The sequence below is a fragment of the Halomonas sp. Cn5-12 genome (assembly GCF_021532545.1).
Taxonomy (GTDB): domain Bacteria; phylum Pseudomonadota; class Gammaproteobacteria; order Pseudomonadales; family Halomonadaceae; genus Vreelandella; species Vreelandella aquamarina.
The window spans coordinates 77,122-94,088 of the sequence record NZ_JAKGAY010000001.1 but is presented as its reverse complement, the minus strand read 5'-3'; the positions used below and the strand labels follow the sequence as shown (position 1 = coordinate 94,088).

The following is a 16,967-nucleotide window of genomic DNA, read 5'->3' as shown; positions in this document are numbered from 1 at the left end:
AGCCGCTTAGAGACGAATTGATCAGCGGTTCCTGAAGGTAAGCTTTTTTGTAACTTTATGTTTCGCGATTTGCTTCCAATTGCTCAATCATTTTGCGGGCAGCATTAGAGGGCGTGCGGTTGTTATGTACTAGATAGCCCAACGGACGATGGATGGGCGCGGTGTCTACGGGTAGCGCTACTAGCTCGCTGTCGAGCATTTTTTCGGGTAACAGGCTCCATCCTAAACCAACGCCACACATCATTTTGAGCGTTTCAAGGTAGTTGGTGGACATGCTCACGGGCAGGTTAAGACCTGCTTCTTCAAAGCGCTGGCCAATCAGCGTGCGGGTAAAGGTTTTGGCTCCCGGCAATATGCAGTTCACTTCACACAGTTCCGCCAAGCTCAGGGGCTTGTCATCAGCACGGCTGCGTTGGGCCAGCGGGTGGTCTTTGGCGCAGACAAAACACAGCCGGTCTCGCCAAAGCTCGACTACCTGCAGTTGTTCAACGGGGTGAGGGGCGAGCGTCACAATGGCCATTTCCAGCGTGCCATCCATTACGCCCTGGTAGGCCAGTTCGGAATCTAAAAAGTGCAGGTCTAACGCGACTTCTGGGTGGCGCTGGGTGTACTGCTTTAATAGCGGCGGCAGCCGGTGCAAACCAATATGGTGGCTGGTGGCGAGCGTCAGTTTGCCGCCCACTTGACCAGAGAGATTCGCCAGCGCGCGGCGGCTGTCTTCCACGGTAAACAGAATGCGCTGAGCTTTGGGTAGCAGCACGTTACCCGCCTCGGTGAGTGCGATGCGCCGTCCAATGCGGTCGAAGAGCCGCGTGCCCAGCAAGTCTTCCAGTGTGGCGATGCGCTTGCTGACGGCGGGCTGCGTGAGATGGAGCTGCTCGGCAGCGCGGGAGAAGCTCTGGGTTTCCGCCACGGCGAGAAAGGCTTGCAGGCTTTGGGTATCCACGGCGGCTCCTGGTCATTTATTCCTATTTGGAATCTAAAGTATGAATAACATGAATTGCTTTTATGCACGAGTCGCGTAACACTCCTGTTCATCGCAATTTAAGCAGCACGCAGAGGCTGCCATACCGAACTAGCAGGGCACTGCCCAGGAGAGCCACATGTCAGGTCAAACCCTTTACGACAAACTCTGGAACCAGCACTTGGTGAAACAGCGCGATGATGGTACGGCGCTGATCTACATCGACCGCCAGTTGCTCCACGAAGTGACCTCGCCCCAGGCGTTTGAAGGCCTGCGTTTGGCCAACCGTAAGCCCTGGCGTTTGGATGCCAACCTGGCAACGCCGGACCACAACGTGCCCACCACGGTGAAAGAGCGCGCCGAGGGCAATAGCGGCATTAAAGACCCGGTCTCGCTTATTCAGGTGCAAACCCTGGACGATAACTGCGTCGAGTACGGCATCGAAGAGTTCAAAATCAACGACCCACGCCAGGGTATCGTGCACGTGGTAGGCCCCGAGCAGGGCGCTACATTGCCCGGTATGACCGTGGTATGCGGCGACTCCCACACCGCCACTCACGGCGCATTTGGTGCCTTGGCTCACGGTATTGGTACGTCAGAAGTGGAGCATGTATTAGCCACTCAGTGCCTGCTGGCGCAAAAAATGAAAAACATGCAGGTGCGTGTCGAAGGAAAGCTGGGCCTGGGCGTGACCGCAAAAGACGTAGTGCTGGCGATTATCGGCAAGATTGGCACCGCAGGCGGCACAGGCTACGCCATCGAGTTCGCTGGCAGCGCCATCGAGTCGCTCTCCATGGAAGGCCGCATGACGGTGTGCAACATGGCGATTGAAGCGGGTGCTCGCGTGGGCCTGATCGCCGTGGACGATACCACTATCGACTACCTCGCCGAGCGCCCCTTTGCGCCCACCGCCGAGCAGTGGGAAGCCGCCGTAGCCGATTGGCGCAACCTGGTGTCGGATGCAGACGCCCACTTCGATAAAGTGGTGACGCTGAAAGCCGAAGAGATCGAACCGCAGGTGAGCTGGGGCACCAGCCCGGAAATGGTCACCGGTATTTCAGGCCAAGTACCCGACCCGCAAGCCGCCGATGACGAAACCGTTCAGCGCAGCCACGCCCGCGCGTTGGAGTACATGGGCTTGCAGGCGAATCAGAAGATCACCGATATCAAGTTGGATAAAGTCTTTATCGGTTCCTGTACTAACTCGCGTATTGAAGACCTGCGTGAAGCGGCAAAAGTGGCCAAGGGCAACAAGGTGGCCGATTCCATCAAACTGGCCATGGTGGTGCCGGGTTCAGGCTTGGTGAAGCGCCAAGCGGAAGCGGAAGGCCTGGACAAAATCTTCATTGAGGCGGGTTTTGAATGGCGCGAGCCGGGCTGCTCCATGTGTCTGGCCATGAATGCCGACAAGCTGGGCGCAGGCGAGCATTGTGCGTCTACCTCTAACCGTAACTTCGAGGGTCGCCAGGGCTACGGTGGTCGTACTCACTTGGTCAGCCCTGCCATGGCAGCGGCAGCGGCGATTGCCGGTCACTTTGTCGATGTACGCACCTTACCCGCTAACGACGCCACACACGCGCAGGAGGCCTAAGTCATGAAAAAGTTTGAACGTTTTGAAGGCATCGTCGCGCCGCTGGATCGCGCTAATGTCGACACCGACCTGATCATTCCCAAGCAGTTTTTGAAGTCCATCAAGCGGACCGGCTTTGGCGTCAATTTGTTCGACGAGCTGCGCTATTTGGATGAAGGCCAGCCGGGTCAGGACTGCTCCCAGCGCCCGCTGAATCCGGATTTCGTCTTGAACCAGCCGCGCTACCAGGGCGCCGAGGTACTGCTGGCGCGGCGTAACTTCGGCTGCGGTAGCTCCCGCGAACACGCCCCTTGGGCGCTGGAAGATTTCGGTTTTAAAGTCGTGATTGCCCCGAGCTTTGCCGATATTTTCTACAACAACGCCTTCAAGAACGGCATTCTGCTGATCACCCTGGCGGAAGAGGAAGTGGATCGCCTGTTTGCTGAAGTAGAGGCCAACGAGGGTTATCAGTTAGATATCGACCTTGAGCACCAGCGGGTGATCACGCCCAGCGGCGAAATTCTGGAGTTTGAGGTGGACGCATTCCGCAAGCACTGCCTGCTGAATGGCTTGGACGATATTGGCATCACCCTGCAAGACGAAGACGCTATTCGTAGCTTTGAAGAGAAGCATCGCCAGCAGCGCCCGTGGCTGTTCCGCCAGCCAGCTTAGCGTCCACTCACCGAGTAATGGCAAGGGCAAGTCTATGCGAGGGTCTTTTGCCATGGATGGCAAAAGTAGCGCCCAGGGAGGGGTTCACAGCGCCCTCGCAGAGAGTTGCCATGGGCTATGAATATCTAAATTATCAGTGCTAAGGATTGAGCATGACTCATAAAGTGTTACTGCTGCCCGGTGATGGTATCGGCCCGGAAATCGCGGCTCAGGCGGCGCGGTTATTGAAAGCCTGCCAAGAGGCGGGCTTGGATATCGAGGTAGAAGAGGGCTTGGTGGGCGGTTCCGCTTACGATGTCCACGGCGAGCCGCTGCCCGCTGAAACACTGGAAAAAGCCAAAGCCGCCAGCGCCATTCTGCTGGGTGCGGTGGGTGGCCCCAAGTGGGATAAACTCGAAGACCTTTCCAAGCGCCCTGAAAAAGGCCTGCTGGGGCTGCGTAAGAATCTCGGTCTGTTCGGCAACCTTCGCCCGGCCATGCTCTACCCGCAGCTAGCCAGCGCTTCCAGCCTAAAGCCGGAGTTGGTGGCGGGCTTGGATATCATGATCGTGCGGGAACTGACCGGAGGCATATACTTCGGGCAGCCGCGCGGTATCGAAGAGCGCAACGGTGAGCGCGTTGGTTTCAACACCTATGTCTACTCCGAAAGCGAAATTGAGCGCATTGGCCGCGTCGCCTTTGAGATGGCCCAGAAGCGGGGCAAAAAGCTCTGCTCAGTAGATAAAGCCAATGTGCTGGAAGTCACTATTCTGTGGCGTGAGGTCATGGAGCGGCTGGCGCCGGAGTACCCGGATGTCGAGCTGTCCCACATGTACGTGGACAACGCTGCCATGCAGCTGGTGCGCGCGCCGAAGCAGTTCGATGTGGTGGTAACCGGCAACATGTTTGGTGACATTCTCTCCGATGCCGCCGCCATGCTGACAGGCTCCATTGGCATGCTGCCGTCTGCCTCGCTCAACGAGAGCGGTCAGGGCATGTACGAACCTTGCCATGGCAGCGCGCCGGATATCGCGGGCCAAAACATCGCCAACCCGCTGGCTATGATGCTCTCCGTGGCGATGATGCTGCGTTACTCGCTCAATGAAACGGCGATGGCTGAGCGTATCGAAGCCGCCGTGGGTAGCGTGTTGGACGATGGCTTGCGCACCGCCGATATCGCCTCTGAAGGCATGAAGCGCGTCTCGACGGTTGAGATGGGGGACGCCGTACTCGCGGCGTTCGAGCATTATCAAGCATAAAGCGAGCTTGCTAACTAACTGATTCGCCTTGTTGCTTTGTAAACAGACCGCGTCGGCCGCCCTCAGGGGTGGCCGACGTCGTGTCTGATATGTGTGTATAATATAGGTCTCATTCTTAGTTGGAGGACTTCACATGTTGAAAGTCGGTTTCGTGGGATGGCGTGGCATGGTTGGCTCGGTGCTGATGCAGCGCATGCAGGAAGATGGTGATTTTAACGGCATTGAGCCGATCTTTTTCACCACTTCTCAAGTTGGCCAACCCGGCCCCGACATCGGCGTGGACGTGCCTCCGCTGAAAGATGCGTTTGCACTGGATGACCTGAAAGCGCTGGACGTGATCATCACCTGTCAGGGCGGTGACTACACCAAGAAGGTCTACGGCGACCTGCGCAGCGGCGGTTGGCAAGGCTACTGGATCGATGCCGCCAGCACCCTGCGGATGGAAGACGAAGCCACCATCATCCTCGACCCGGTGAACCGCAAGGTCATCGATGCGCAGCTGGCGAAAGGTGCCAAAACCTTCGTGGGTGGCAACTGCACCGTTAGCTTGATGCTGATGGGCTTAGGCGGCCTGTTTGAAGCCGATATGGTCGAGTGGATGACCTCCATGACCTACCAAGCGGCGTCTGGCTCCGGTGCCAAGCACATGCGCGAGCTGCTCAACCAGATGGGCCACCTGCGTGATAGCGTGGCCAGCGAATTGGCCGACCCGGCAAGCGCGATTCTGGACATCGACCGCAAAGTGACGGCAGCCATGCGTAGCGGTGATTTCCCCACTGACAACTTCGCTGCGCCGTTGGCAGGCAGCTTGTTGCCGTGGATCGACACCAAGCTCGATAACGGCCAGAGCCGTGAAGAGTGGAAGGGTAGCGTCGAGACCAATAAGATTCTGGGTCTTGAGAACAACCCGATTCCCATTGATGGCCTCTGCGTACGTATCGGTGCTATGCGCTCGCACAGCCAGGCGTTCACCATCAAGCTGAAGCAAGATGTGCCGCTGGATGAAATTGAAGAGCGTATTGCCAAGCATAACGAGTGGGTTAAGCTAATCCCCAACGATAAAGATGCCACCATTGCGGGCCTAACGCCTGCAGCTGCCACTGGCACGCTGCAAGTGCCGGTAGGCCGTCTGCGTAAGCTGAAAATGGGCGGTGAATACCTCTCTGCCTTCAGCGTTGGCGACCAACTGCTTTGGGGTGCTGCTGAGCCGCTCAAGCGCATGCTGAAAATTCTGCGTGAGCAGTAAGCGGTCGCGAAACACCGGCGTTTAATCGCTAGCTAAAAGTGGGAAGCTGTTCGCAGCTTCCCATTTTTTTGCCGTGACTTATGTTTCTAATCCATGGCTTCATGCAAATGTATGCGTTGAACATAACGGCATGATAAATACGCTATGATAAGAACGAACTAACTTATCTAGTCGCAACAGAATGCAGGTGTTGCATCGTGGCAGTGAATCGCAGGCAGTAGGGGCCCTACATGAAAAAGAAGCTGGCATGGTGGTTGTGGTTGCCACTGAGCGCTGTTAGCCCGTTGGCTTTAGCAGTTGGGCTTGGGCAAGCCACCGTGAATTCTCCGCTGCAATCGCCGCTAGATGCCACCGTGCCGCTGGTCGATGCCGCCGGTGTGGCGCTAGACGATGTACGCGTGGAAATAGCAAATGAAGCTGCCTTTAACGCGCTGGGCTTAGAGTGGACGCCGCTGGTCGCCAGCGTGCGCGCTGAATTACAGCATATGCCCGGTGGCCCACAGTTGGTGCTGCGTTCTGAGCAAGCGGTGAGCGAGCCATGGTTGGATCTCTTGGTCACCATCACTACGCCTGAAGGGCGGCGTACGGAAGCGATTATGCTGCTGTTTGACCCGCCCAATATGGTGAATGCACGCAGTCCATCGCATGAGCAGCAGAAAATTGCTCTACCCAATCGCCAGTCTGCCGCTTCTGCAGCCCCTGGCGTGCCAAACGGCGGTAGCACTTCCACAGCGAATAACACCGCTTATGTGGCAAGTGGCGATACGCTGTGGAGTGTGGCCGACCGGATTAAGCCCGATAATGCTAGCGTACAGCAGATGATAGTGGCGCTGGTGGATGCAAATCCGAGCGTTTTTCCCTCTGGCAATATCAATAGCCTGCGTGCTGGCCAAACGTTGGCGGTGCCGAGCCGGGAGCAGGTGATGGCGCGCTCTCCCGGTGAGGCAGCGCGTGCGGTACAAGCAATGCGGCGGACAAGTCAATCGCCGCCTGCCGAAGCGGCGGCAGAAATCCCGCAGGAAGAGCCGGGTCAGGCCACTGGTGATAGCGCTTCTGTCGCGGAGTCAGTGGCAGAGCCACTTGACGCTGAGCAGGCGCAAAATCCTGAAAGTGCGCTGGCTGGCCTTACTTTAGATGACGTCATAGAGCAGCTGGCCGAAAGCCAAGCCATGCTCCAACAAGTGCTTGAAGAGCGAGCCCAGCTGCGTATAGAGCTGGCTGAGCTACGCCAGGAGGTTGCTGCGTTAACCGAGGCGCTGAATGCCTCTCAGCAGGAGAGCCGCGCGGCTAATGCCGTCGCAACGGGGCTTTCGGTAGGTGCAGGGCGTGAGCAAGGCCAGGGCGCTTCACCTGAACCTACTGCCAATCAGGGCAGTGTGTTAGCGCCGCTGGCTGAGTATCGGTGGCCGCTAGCCAGTGCTGCCCTCGTGCTGTTGTTGGCAGGGTTAGTCTGGTCGCGCAAGCGCCGAGAGCGTCAGTGGGAAGATGCACCGGTAACCGAATGTTCCGTAACGCCTCCGCCGGCGTCTGCTGCGACAGCCTCAGGGCGCACGGAGCCGCATGTCGCGGAGCCTGCCCATGCTGCCCCTTTTGAATCACAGGCTGCTGAGCCAGAGCTGGAGACCGCAGCGTTTGATGAGGCGCCGGTAATGAAGCCCGGCATGGCTGCGCCAAATGAGGAGCCGCCAACGGTTAGTGACAGCGAAGCACCAAAAGAGTGGGAAGCGGACGAGGATGACGTGTTTACACGCAGCCAAGCATCGGGATTAGCGGCACAGCGTCAGCAGCATAAACCGGATAGCCAAGATCAGGTATCGCTAACGCCTTCGACGGCGAAACAGGAAACCAGTGCGCTCGATGATTTATCCCATGCCGATGAGCAGGAAAGCCCGAAGGAGGGCGTGGAGGACGAGATGTCGCCGCCTGATGAGGATCAGCGCTCTCAGCCCCTGGATTACTACATTGACTATAACCCCCCATCGCTAAAACAAGAGGAAATGGGTGAGGAGGGCGCGTATAACGATGGGCTGAACAGTGGCACGACAACCCCGTCTAAGAGCGCGAATCACACGCGGCGAGTGCCCGAAGAGGAGTGGGAAATCGAAGAGGTGGCATTCGAGCCGCGACGTCGGGATAATAGCTAACCTTCAAAATCCTCTAAATGACGTGGCTCGATGACGCTGTTCTACCACTTTGATGAGACACAACCGCTGGCTGGCCGTTTGGCGATGGGCGTTGAGTACGATGGCTCACGCTTTTGCGGCTTCCAGCGTTTAAAGCATGCGGCCTCTGTCCAGCAGGCCATCGAGGATGCGTTAGCCAAGGTGGCTGGCGCGCCGGTACGTATCCATGCCAGTGGGCGCACAGATTCAGGTGTACACGCCACGCGCCAAGTGATTCACTTCGACCCGCCGGTACAGCGTACCGAAAAGGCCTGGATCTTTGGCGCCAATACCAATCTACCCAGAGACGTGGCGGTGCGTTGGGTGAAGCCGGTGTCCGACGATTTTCATTCGCGCCTTGGCGCGCTGGCGCGCCGTTACCGCTATATCTTTCTGAATCAGATCAGCCGCCCGGTCATGGAGCGCCACAACGTCACCTGGTGTCGCGACCCGCTGGATGCCGATGCCATGCATCGTGCTGCCCAGGCGTTGGTTGGCGAGCATGACTTCAGTAGTTTTCGCGCCGCCGGTTGTCAGTCGAAAACCCCCTGGCGGCAAATGCACTTTGTGGAAGTGAAGCGTCACGGCCCGCTGGTGGTGATCGATATCCAAGGTAATGCCTTCCTGCATCACATGATCCGTAACATTGCCGGAGCGCTGGCCAGCGTTGGCCGGGGGGCGCAGGACGAAGGGCATATTGAGCGCCTGCTGGCGATGAAAAATCGCCAGAAGGGCGATGTCACGGCGCCTGCCTGCGGCCTGCATTTCGTCGACTCCATCTACGATGAGCGTTTCGAGCTACCCAAAGAGCCGCTAGGCCCGAATCTACTCGCCTTTACTGGGGAGTGGACCGGAGAGCGCGTATTGCCGGAAAGCCCTCGGGTGGCCGCAAGGCGGCGGCTGACGTTCTCCAAGCAAGCGAAACCTGAGCAGCAGGAGACTTCCTCATGAGCCAGCTGATGACACGCACGCGTATCAAATTTTGTGGGCTCACTCGCCCCGAAGATATCGCCAAAGCGGTGGCATTGGGTGTCGATGCGCTAGGTTTTGTGATGTGGCCGAAAAGTAGCCGCAGCATTACCCCTGAGGCCCTGCGGGTACTTGCCGCACAGGTGCCTGCGTTTGTGACCCGCGTGGGGCTATTTGTGAACCAGCCTGCCGAGCTGATTGAGCAGTGTCTGCCGCATTTAGATCTTATTCAGTTCCACGGCGATGAGTCGGCGGCGTTTTGCCAACAGTTTGGGCGGCCCTGGATTAAAGCGCTGCGCATGCGCGATGACATCGACCTACACGAGGCGGCAAAAGAGTACGCGGCGGCGCAAGCGCTGCTGTTAGATGCCTACCGCCCGGGCGTGCCGGGTGGAACTGGCGAGACCTTTGATTGGTCTAGAATCCCCGCAACCTTGGAAAAACCTGTTATCCTCGCGGGTGGGCTAACAGCCAATAATATTGCCGCCGCGGTGACTCAGGTAGCGCCGTATGCGGTTGATGTTTCAGGCGGTATTGAGGCATCCCCCGGTGTTAAAGAGGCCGAGTTAATGGCCGCTTTTGTTCGTCATGTGGCGCAGGCCAATACGCATTAAGCGTTACCACCTGTGTGCACTCAGAATTACGATGCGTGGCTCACCGCGAACGTGGGCGCGCTAGACGTTTGTTCATTCATTTTTGCCTTTTCTGGCGATCCTGTGAGGTATGCCTGTGACTGTCTCAGCAACTGAAACCAAGTTCAGCGACCTGACCCGAATGCCGGATGCCCGTGGTCATTTTGGCCCCTACGGCGGCCGGTTTGTGTCAGAAACCTTAAGCTTTGCGCTGGAAGAGTTGGAGCAGATTTATCTGAGTTTGCGTGATGATCCGGATTTTCAGGCCGAGTTTGATCGTGACCTGGCTCACTACGTTGGCCGTCCTTCTCCGCTGTATCACGCCAAGCGCTGGTCAGAGTCGTTAGGCGGCGCGCAAATCTGGCTGAAGCGGGAAGACCTCAACCACACGGGCGCTCATAAGGTTAATAACACCATTGGTCAGGCGCTGTTGGCGAAAAAGACCGGCAAGCCGCGCGTGATTGCTGAAACCGGTGCTGGCCAGCACGGCGTTGCCACAGCCACTGTAGCCGCCCGCTTGGGCCTTGAGTGCGATATCTATATGGGGGCTGCCGATGTGCAGCGCCAGAAGCTCAACGTTTACCGCATGCGTCTGCTGGGTGCCCGGGTTATCCCGGTGGAGTCTGGCACCCGTACACTTAAAGACGCCATGAACGAAGCCCTGCGCGACTGGGTAACGAACGTGGATAATACCTTCTATATCATCGGTACCGTGGCGGGTCCGCACCCATATCCGCAGTTGGTGCGTGATTTTAATGCCGTGGTGGGCCGCGAAGCCCGTCGCCAGTCACTAGAGCAAATCGGCCGTTTACCCGATGCGCTGGTCGCCTGCGTGGGCGGTGGCTCCAACGCACTGGGGCTTTTCTACCCGTTTGTAGAAGATGACGCAGTGGCCATGTACGGCGTGGAAGCCGGTGGCGATGGGGTAGAGACAGGCCGTCACGCCGCACCGCTCTCATCTAACGCGCCGCGTGGCGTGCTGCACGGCAACCGAACTTACCTGATGTCGGATGAGGCGGGGCAGGTGTCGGATACGCACTCTATTTCTGCAGGCCTAGATTATCCCGGCGTTGGCCCCGAACACGCGCTGTGGAAAGACGTGGGCCGGGTTAACTATGTAGCCGCGAACGATAAAGAGGTGCTGGAAGCTTTCCGTGAGCTGACCCACATGGAGGGCATCATGCCCGCGCTGGAGTCGGCCCATGCGTTGGCCCATGCCAAGGTGCTGGCCCCCACCATGCGTCCGGATCAGCATATCGTGGTGAACCTCTCGGGTCGTGGTGATAAAGACATCATGACCGTTGCGAAAATCGACGGCATCGAGTTTTAAGGGCGAGCATGAATCGTATTGACCAGCGTTTTTCAGAATTGAAGCAGCAGGGTCGCAAAGCCCTGATTCCTTATATCACCGCAGGCGATCCAGCACCGCAGTACACAGTGGGCTTCATGCATGCCCTGGTCGAGGCGGGTGCCGACGTGATCGAGCTTGGGGTGCCATTTTCAGACCCCATGGCCGATGGCCCGGTGATTCAGAAAGCCTGCGAGCGGGCGCTGAAACAGGGCACCCGCTTGGTCGATCTGCTGGACATGGTGGCCGAATTCCGCCAGACCGACACCACGACGCCCATCGTCTTGATGGGCTATCTCAACCCCATCGAGCGCATCGGTTACGAAATGTTTGCCGACAAGGCCGCAAGCGTTGGGGTGGATGGCGTGCTGGTGGTGGATATGCCGCCTGAAGAGGCCGAAGAGTTCGGTCCGCTGTTGAAAGCCCGGGACTTGGCTGCGATTTTCCTCGTTGCGCCTACCACTTCCCACGCCCGTGCCGCTACAATATGCGCCCACGGTGAGGGCTACCTTTACTATGTTTCGCTGAAAGGTGTCACCGGTGCGGCCACGTTGAACGCTGAAGACGTGGCCGAGCACCTTGCGCCGCTGCGGGATATGACCGATTTACCGCTTTGCGTTGGTTTTGGTATTCGCGATGGTGTGACGGCTGCCGAAGTGGCAAAAGTTGCCGACGGCGTGATTGTGGGCAGTGCACTGGTTAACCGTATTGCCGATAGCGTCGATGCGCCTGAAACGATCGCCGGGCAGTTAAAAAGCGTGCTGGCAGAAATGCGCACCGCGATGGACGCCTAAGCGCGTTCCCTCATCGTCTACACTGAATTGATTGACGACACTCATCAGGCTTGGCGCTGCCAAGCCTTGACGTACACGGAAGCCTTTTTGATATGAGCTGGTTAGACAAGATCGTGCCCTCCATGGGGCGTATCCAGCGTAAAGACCGTCGTGCCAGCGTGCCCGATGGTCTCTGGCGTAAATGTCCCAAATGTGAAGCCGTTCTCTACCTGCCTGAATTAGAGAAACATCACAGCGTATGCCCCAAGTGTGAGCATCATTTACGCTTAACGGCGCGCAAACGCTTGGACTGGTTCCTGGATAAACAGGGGCGCGAAGAGATCGCGGCAGAGATTGAGCCGAATGATCGCCTCAAATTCCGCGACTCCAAGAAGTACAAAGACCGCCTGACCGCAGCGCAAAAAGAGACTGGCGAGAAAGACGCGCTGGTGGCGATGCGCGGCGAGCTGGATGGCTTGCCGATCGTTGCTGTGGCGTTTGAGTTCACCTTTATGGGTGGTTCTATGGGCGCTGTGGTGGGTGAGAAATTTGTACGTGCCGCCACCATCGCTCTGGAAGAGGGCATTCCGTTGGTCTGCTTTGCTGCCTCGGGTGGTGCGCGTATGCAGGAAGCGCTGTTCTCGCTGATGCAGATGGCGAAAACCTCAGCGGCCCTTGAGAAACTCAAGCAGGCGGGCGTGCCCTATATTTCGGTGCTGACTGACCCCGTGTTTGGTGGTGTTTCGGCTTCCTTGGCGATGTTGGGCGATCTAAATATTGCCGAGCCCAACGCGCTAATTGGTTTTGCTGGCCCCCGTGTTATTGAGCAAACCGTGCGTGAAACGCTGCCGGAAGGTTTCCAGCGCAGTGAGTTCCTGCTAGAGCACGGCACGGTGGACATGATTGTTCACCGCCACGATATGCGTGCCCGCGTGGGTGGCGTGCTACGTAAGCTGACACATCAAAGTGCTAACCCTGCTGAAGGTGATCTGCCCGAAGCTGACGTGGTTGAGCCGGTGGCCAATGAAGAGCAGCTAGCGGAAGCGGCAGAGACATCTGCTCAAGCGGATTCTCGTCACGCGACGAGCGATGACGCTTCACGCAATGCCTAATACCTTAGCCGAATGGCTTCATCACCTTGAAACCCTGCATCCCGTAGGGATCGATATGGGGCTGGAGCGTGTTTCTCTGGTGGCCAAGCGTATGGGGTTGCTAGAGCGCGCCATTGCGAAACAGGTCATCACGGTAGCAGGTACCAATGGCAAGGGGTCTACCCTTGCCATGATAGATGCTGTCGCTCGTGCCCACGGGTTACGGGCGGGTACTTATACCTCTCCGCACTTGCTGCGTTACAACGAACGCGTGACGGTGGATGGCCGGGAAGCCAGCGACCAGCGTTTGGTGGAAGGCTTTCAGCAAGTAGAAAGCGCCCGTTTACAAGAGCCTTCAATTAGCCTCACGTATTTCGAAGCTGGCACGCTGTGTGCGCTGTGGTGCTTGGCTAATGCCACATTGGATATTGCGATTCTGGAAGTGGGGCTGGGCGGCCGTTTAGACGCGGTGAATATTATTGACGCGGATGTGGCTATCGTGACCACGATTGCGCTTGATCACGCGAATTTTCTAGGCAACGATCTTGAACAGATCGGGCGAGAAAAGGCGGGTATTTTTCGCCCGCTAAAACCCGCTGTGCTAGGTAGCCAGTCGCTTCCGCCAAGCGTGTTGGAATCAGCAATAGCGATAGCGGCCCATAGCTACGCACTAGGCACCGCCTTCAGTCATAGCGCTGGTGAGACGGTAGGCAACCCCTGGTGCTGGCATGGCCTTACTGCCGATGGCAGTACACTTTCGCTGGATGGTTTACCAGACCCTGGATTGCCAATTGATAATGCCGCCACGGCGCTTCAAGCGCTGGCCTTAGCGGGTGTCACTTTGCAGTTAAACACGGTGCGCAAAGCGCTGCGTACGGTAACGCTCTCCGGGCGAATGCAGTGGGTAGGGCAGTGGTGTTTGGACGTAGGGCATAACCCTCATGCGGCACACTACGTGGCCCGCCGTTTGCCCGCACCACCCAAAGGGGGTCGTCAGTGGGCGTTGATTGGTATGCTTAACGACAAAGATGCCGACGGTGTGATTCAGGCGCTTTTGCCAAGTATCACGGACTGGGTGTGCGTTACCCTTGAAGGTGAGCGTGGCCGTTCTGCAGACGAGTTAGCCAAACGTATTACGTCGCTGGGCGGACACGTGTATTATTGCGCCGACTCCCCCGCAGCGGGGGTTGCCAAGCTTGCCAAGCAGCTAGCCCCAGAGGACCGCGTGCTGGCCACCGGCTCATTCTTCACGGTAGCTGAGTTACTGGCCATGCCACTGCCGCAAGCAGCGCCGCGGGCACGCTAAGCTTGATGGAGAGGGATATGAAATACGGTAAAACGGAACGCATTAGTGGCATCGTGATACTGCTGGCGCTACTGGCCATCGTTGTCCCTTGGTTGATGAGCGACCCCGCACCTCGGGAAGAGCGCCCTCAGCCCACCTTTGTAATCGAACAGCCTGTGGATGTGGAGCGTCAAGATGTGCCCGTGCCTGACATGCCTGACACCATTGATACACCTGCACCGTCGTCACCTGTCCTTACCGATGAAGCGCTGGATGAGCCGATAGAGGAAATACCTCGAGCGCCACAAACAGATCAAGTAGCGAGCTCTAGTTCTGATGAAGGTTCATCGTCGCAAACCGCTGCTGCCGAGCCTAGCCAACAAGCGCCTTCGCAGCCCAGCCGTGAACCGGATTCTCCGCCGCAAGAAGACCCCATTGCCGCGCTGGTCGCAGCGAATGAGAGCCGCAATAGCGGTGCCTCCGTAGCACCCTCTGCTCAGCAGCAGGGTGAGTGGGCAGTCCAGGTGGGCAGCTTTGGTGATACCGCCAATGCCCAGCGTATTAGCGACCAGCTAAGCGGTGAAGGTTTTAGCGTGTTTCAGCGCGCCCGTGATAACAATCTGACTACTGTATTAGTAGGCCCTTACGCCACGTCTGAGGATGGTGAGGCAGCGATGGCGCTTATCAAACAGCGTATTAATGTGCAGGGTTTGCTTGTTCGAGTAAGAGATTAACGATGGCATTGACCTGGATTGATGCGCTGTTTTTAGCCGTTCTTGGGCTTTCGATGCTGGCGGGCTTTGTGCGCGGTTTCGTGCGCGAGTCGCTTGGCTTAGCTGCTTGGGTCGTTGCGTTAATGGTCGCACGTGTTTTGGCGGAGCCCGTTGCAGAGTTAATGAGCGGCTTTATTGAGAGCTTTGATGCACGCTTAGTGCTGGCATTTGCTCTGGTGATTTTTGCCGTCATTCTGTTATGTGGCATTGTTATTCGCGTGGTGCATGCGGCCGTTGAATGGGTTGGCATGGGGTTGTTGAATCGATTTGCAGGTGCTGCCTTTGGGATAGCCCGCGGGGCGGTGATTCTGCTAGTGGCTACTGTGTTGATTACCCTAACGCCGCTGGCTGAGCTCCAGGCTTGGCAGCAAGCATCGTTACGGCCAACCTTTATTGAGCTTCGCGATTGGGCGGTCAGCCAGCTAGACCAATGGGAGCGGGAGCTGCCGACACCGCCTGAGTCGCTGCGCGATATTTCACTACCTGAACTGCGTCGCCCACAGCCGACGCTACCCTCCAGCAGCGCCCCTGAGGTTGAGTAACGGGAACTGCCAGAAAATTCTCCGCTGGTGCTGCTTCCAGCGCCAGTGCTTGTCAGTTTGATGAACGTACGGGCTTGCGTCAGTAAGCCATGGTATTAAAGCGAGGTAACTGGAATGTGCGGTATAGTGGGCCTTCTGGCCAAGCAGGCAGTAAATCAGGGAATCTACGATGCCCTGACCGTACTTCAGCATCGGGGCCAAGACGCTGCCGGAATGATGACTTGGAATGAGGGACGCTTCCTACTGCGCAAGAGTAACGGATTAGTTCGTGACGTCTTCCATACTCGCCACATGGCACGCCTGAAAGGCAACCTGGGCATTGGTCACGTTCGCTATCCGACAGCTGGCTCCTCCAGTGAGGCAGAATCACAGCCTTTCTACGTTAACTCTCCTTACGGCATTGCGCTGGCCCACAACGGTAACCTGACCAACTCAGAGCAGTTGAAGCAGGAGCTGTTCTCCACGGATCTTCGCCATATCAATACCAGCTCTGACTCGGAAGTGCTGTTGAATGTGTTCGCCCATGAATTGGGCAAGCAGGGGCTGCATCTAGAGGCTGAGGATATTTTCGATGCGGTTCGTAGAGTGCACCGGCGCTGCAAAGGCGGCTACGCGGCGGTCGCGATTATTAATGGGTTTGGTATGGTGGCGTTCCGTGACCCTCACGGTATTCGTCCGGTGGTGTTTGGTACCCGTCAGGATGCTGATGGCCAAGAGGTGATGATTGCCTCTGAGTCGGTGGCCCTGGACGTGGGTGGCTTCGAGCTGGAACGCGACCTTGGCCCCGGCGAAGCGATTTTTGTTGATATGCAGGGGCAAGTACACACCCAGGTATGTGCAGATCGCCCACAGCTACGCTCGTGCATTTTTGAGCATGTTTATCTGGCGCGTCCTGACTCTATCCTGGACGGTGCTTACGTTTACGGCACGCGGATGCAGATGGGTCGTAAGCTGGGTGATCGCATCTTGAGCGAGTGGCCGGATCACGATATCGATGTGGTTATTCCGATTCCCGATACCTCGCGTACTTCCGCTCTAGAGATGGCTCAGCATCTCGGCGTGACCTACCGCGAAGGCTTTATGAAGAACCGTTACATTGGCCGTACCTTTATTATGCCGGGTCAAACCCAGCGCAAAAAATCGGTACGCCAAAAGCTGAACGCCATTGATGTGGAGTTCAAAGGCAAGAATGTACTGCTAGTGGATGACTCCATCGTACGAGGTACCACCTGCAAACAGATTATTCAGATGGCGCGAGATGCCGGTGCGCGTAAGGTTTACTTTGCCTCTGCCGCGCCGCCCGTTCGTTACCCCAACGTTTATGGGATTGATATGCCAGCGGCGTCTGAGCTGATCGCCCATGGTCGTACTGAAGAGGAAGTTGGGCAGCTGATCGGTGCCGACCGCATCTTCTATCAGGATCTGGAAGATCTCAAAGACGCCTGCCGCGAAGTAAATCCTGACATGGAAGCCTTCGACTGTTCAGTGTTTGACGGTAACTACGTCACTGGCGACATCGACGATGCGTATTTGGCCGTCTTGGAAGCCAGCCGTAACGATGCAGCAAAAGATCAGAGCGCGGGTGACCACGCGCTGGTCGATATGCATAATCAAGACGACGATCTGGACGATTAAGTGTCACGCTACCTGCGGTGCCCAAGTGGCCCGCAGGAGAAATGTGTATGTGGTGCAATAATTAGCA

The 16,967-nt window shown here is 57.3% G+C and carries 15 protein-coding genes; 14 read left to right on the top strand and 1 reads right to left on the bottom strand.

Annotated features, from left to right (window positions below; genetic code table 11):
* Positions 1 to 55: 55 nt before the first annotated feature.
* Positions 56 to 946, bottom strand: coding sequence for a LysR family transcriptional regulator (locus tag L1249_RS00445; protein WP_058578072.1), 891 nt, complete (start codon positions 944 to 946; stop codon positions 56 to 58).
* Between the two features lie 157 nt (positions 947 to 1,103).
* Between L1249_RS00445 and leuC the strand changes: the two genes are divergently transcribed.
* The 14 genes from leuC to purF all read left to right on the top strand — a co-directional run bounded on the left by leuC (position 1,104) and on the right by purF (position 16,900).
* Positions 1,104 to 2,555 carry a 3-isopropylmalate dehydratase large subunit gene (gene leuC, locus L1249_RS00440; RefSeq protein WP_058578073.1) on the top strand — a complete coding sequence of 484 codons (1,452 nt, stop codon included), beginning with the start codon at positions 1,104 to 1,106 and terminating at the stop codon, positions 2,553 to 2,555.
* A 3-nt stretch (positions 2,556 to 2,558) separates the two neighbouring features.
* Complete coding sequence (gene leuD, locus L1249_RS00435; RefSeq protein WP_054640831.1) at positions 2,559 to 3,206, top strand: 3-isopropylmalate dehydratase small subunit; 648 nt, start codon at positions 2,559 to 2,561, stop codon at positions 3,204 to 3,206.
* A gap of 152 nt (positions 3,207 to 3,358) precedes the next feature.
* Positions 3,359 to 4,444 carry a 3-isopropylmalate dehydrogenase gene (gene leuB, locus L1249_RS00430; protein WP_058578074.1) on the top strand — a complete coding sequence of 362 codons (1,086 nt, stop codon included), beginning with the start codon at positions 3,359 to 3,361 and terminating at the stop codon, positions 4,442 to 4,444.
* 133 nt (positions 4,445 to 4,577) lie between these two features.
* Positions 4,578 to 5,690: an aspartate-semialdehyde dehydrogenase gene (gene asd, locus L1249_RS00425; protein ID WP_044628337.1), complete on the top strand. Its 1,113-nt coding sequence runs from the start codon at positions 4,578 to 4,580 to the stop codon at positions 5,688 to 5,690.
* 230 nt (positions 5,691 to 5,920) lie between these two features.
* A complete protein-coding gene (locus L1249_RS00420; RefSeq protein ID WP_172416246.1) occupies positions 5,921 to 7,834 on the top strand; it encodes a FimV/HubP family polar landmark protein in 1,914 nt (637 codons plus the stop codon).
* A gap of 30 nt (positions 7,835 to 7,864) precedes the next feature.
* The gene (gene truA / locus L1249_RS00415; RefSeq protein WP_058578076.1) at positions 7,865 to 8,803 is read left to right on the top strand and encodes a tRNA pseudouridine(38-40) synthase TruA; all 939 of its coding nucleotides are present in this window, start codon (positions 7,865 to 7,867) and stop codon (positions 8,801 to 8,803) included.
* Positions 8,800 to 9,435 (top strand): phosphoribosylanthranilate isomerase, encoded by a 636-nt coding sequence (locus L1249_RS00410; protein ID WP_044628334.1) that lies wholly within the window; start codon positions 8,800 to 8,802, stop codon positions 9,433 to 9,435. The genes truA and L1249_RS00410 overlap by 4 nt, the downstream gene beginning before the upstream one ends.
* Positions 9,436 to 9,544: 109 nt before the next feature.
* Positions 9,545 to 10,783, top strand: a complete 1,239-nt coding sequence (gene trpB / locus L1249_RS00405; RefSeq protein WP_044628333.1) for a tryptophan synthase subunit beta — start codon at positions 9,545 to 9,547, stop codon at positions 10,781 to 10,783.
* A gap of 8 nt (positions 10,784 to 10,791) precedes the next feature.
* Entirely contained in the window at positions 10,792 to 11,595 is an 804-nt protein-coding gene (gene trpA / locus L1249_RS00400) for a tryptophan synthase subunit alpha (protein WP_044628332.1), read from the top strand.
* A 92-nt stretch (positions 11,596 to 11,687) separates the two neighbouring features.
* Complete coding sequence (gene accD / locus L1249_RS00395; protein WP_058578077.1) at positions 11,688 to 12,686, top strand: acetyl-CoA carboxylase, carboxyltransferase subunit beta; 999 nt, start codon at positions 11,688 to 11,690, stop codon at positions 12,684 to 12,686.
* Positions 12,664 to 13,971, top strand: coding sequence for a bifunctional tetrahydrofolate synthase/dihydrofolate synthase (gene folC, locus L1249_RS00390; RefSeq protein ID WP_228168391.1), 1,308 nt, complete (start codon positions 12,664 to 12,666; stop codon positions 13,969 to 13,971). The genes accD and folC overlap by 23 nt, the downstream gene beginning before the upstream one ends.
* A gap of 17 nt (positions 13,972 to 13,988) precedes the next feature.
* Entirely contained in the window at positions 13,989 to 14,684 is a 696-nt protein-coding gene (locus L1249_RS00385; protein ID WP_058578078.1) for an SPOR domain-containing protein, read from the top strand.
* Between the two features lie 2 nt (positions 14,685 to 14,686).
* Positions 14,687 to 15,265: a CvpA family protein gene (locus L1249_RS00380; RefSeq protein WP_044628328.1), complete on the top strand. Its 579-nt coding sequence runs from the start codon at positions 14,687 to 14,689 to the stop codon at positions 15,263 to 15,265.
* A 114-nt stretch (positions 15,266 to 15,379) separates the two neighbouring features.
* Positions 15,380 to 16,900, top strand: a complete 1,521-nt coding sequence (purF, locus tag L1249_RS00375) for an amidophosphoribosyltransferase (protein ID WP_058578079.1) — start codon at positions 15,380 to 15,382, stop codon at positions 16,898 to 16,900.
* The last annotated feature ends 67 nt before the right edge of the window (positions 16,901 to 16,967 follow it).

Coding starts and splice junctions, on each gene's coding strand:
- leuC (WP_058578073.1), top strand. CDS start 1,104: ATGTCAGGTCAAACCCTTTACGACAAACTCTGGAACCAGCACTTGGTG.
- leuD (WP_054640831.1), top strand. CDS start 2,559: ATGAAAAAGTTTGAACGTTTTGAAGGCATCGTCGCGCCGCTGGATCGC.
- leuB (WP_058578074.1), top strand. CDS start 3,359: ATGACTCATAAAGTGTTACTGCTGCCCGGTGATGGTATCGGCCCGGAA.
- asd (WP_044628337.1), top strand. CDS start 4,578: ATGTTGAAAGTCGGTTTCGTGGGATGGCGTGGCATGGTTGGCTCGGTG.
- L1249_RS00420 (WP_172416246.1), top strand. CDS start 5,921: ATGAAAAAGAAGCTGGCATGGTGGTTGTGGTTGCCACTGAGCGCTGTT.
- truA (WP_058578076.1), top strand. CDS start 7,865: ATGACGCTGTTCTACCACTTTGATGAGACACAACCGCTGGCTGGCCGT.
- L1249_RS00410 (WP_044628334.1), top strand. CDS start 8,800: ATGAGCCAGCTGATGACACGCACGCGTATCAAATTTTGTGGGCTCACT.
- trpB (WP_044628333.1), top strand. CDS start 9,545: ATGCCTGTGACTGTCTCAGCAACTGAAACCAAGTTCAGCGACCTGACC.
- trpA (WP_044628332.1), top strand. CDS start 10,792: ATGAATCGTATTGACCAGCGTTTTTCAGAATTGAAGCAGCAGGGTCGC.
- accD (WP_058578077.1), top strand. CDS start 11,688: ATGAGCTGGTTAGACAAGATCGTGCCCTCCATGGGGCGTATCCAGCGT.
- folC (WP_228168391.1), top strand. CDS start 12,664: ATGACGCTTCACGCAATGCCTAATACCTTAGCCGAATGGCTTCATCAC.
- L1249_RS00385 (WP_058578078.1), top strand. CDS start 13,989: ATGAAATACGGTAAAACGGAACGCATTAGTGGCATCGTGATACTGCTG.
- L1249_RS00380 (WP_044628328.1), top strand. CDS start 14,687: ATGGCATTGACCTGGATTGATGCGCTGTTTTTAGCCGTTCTTGGGCTT.
- purF (WP_058578079.1), top strand. CDS start 15,380: ATGTGCGGTATAGTGGGCCTTCTGGCCAAGCAGGCAGTAAATCAGGGA.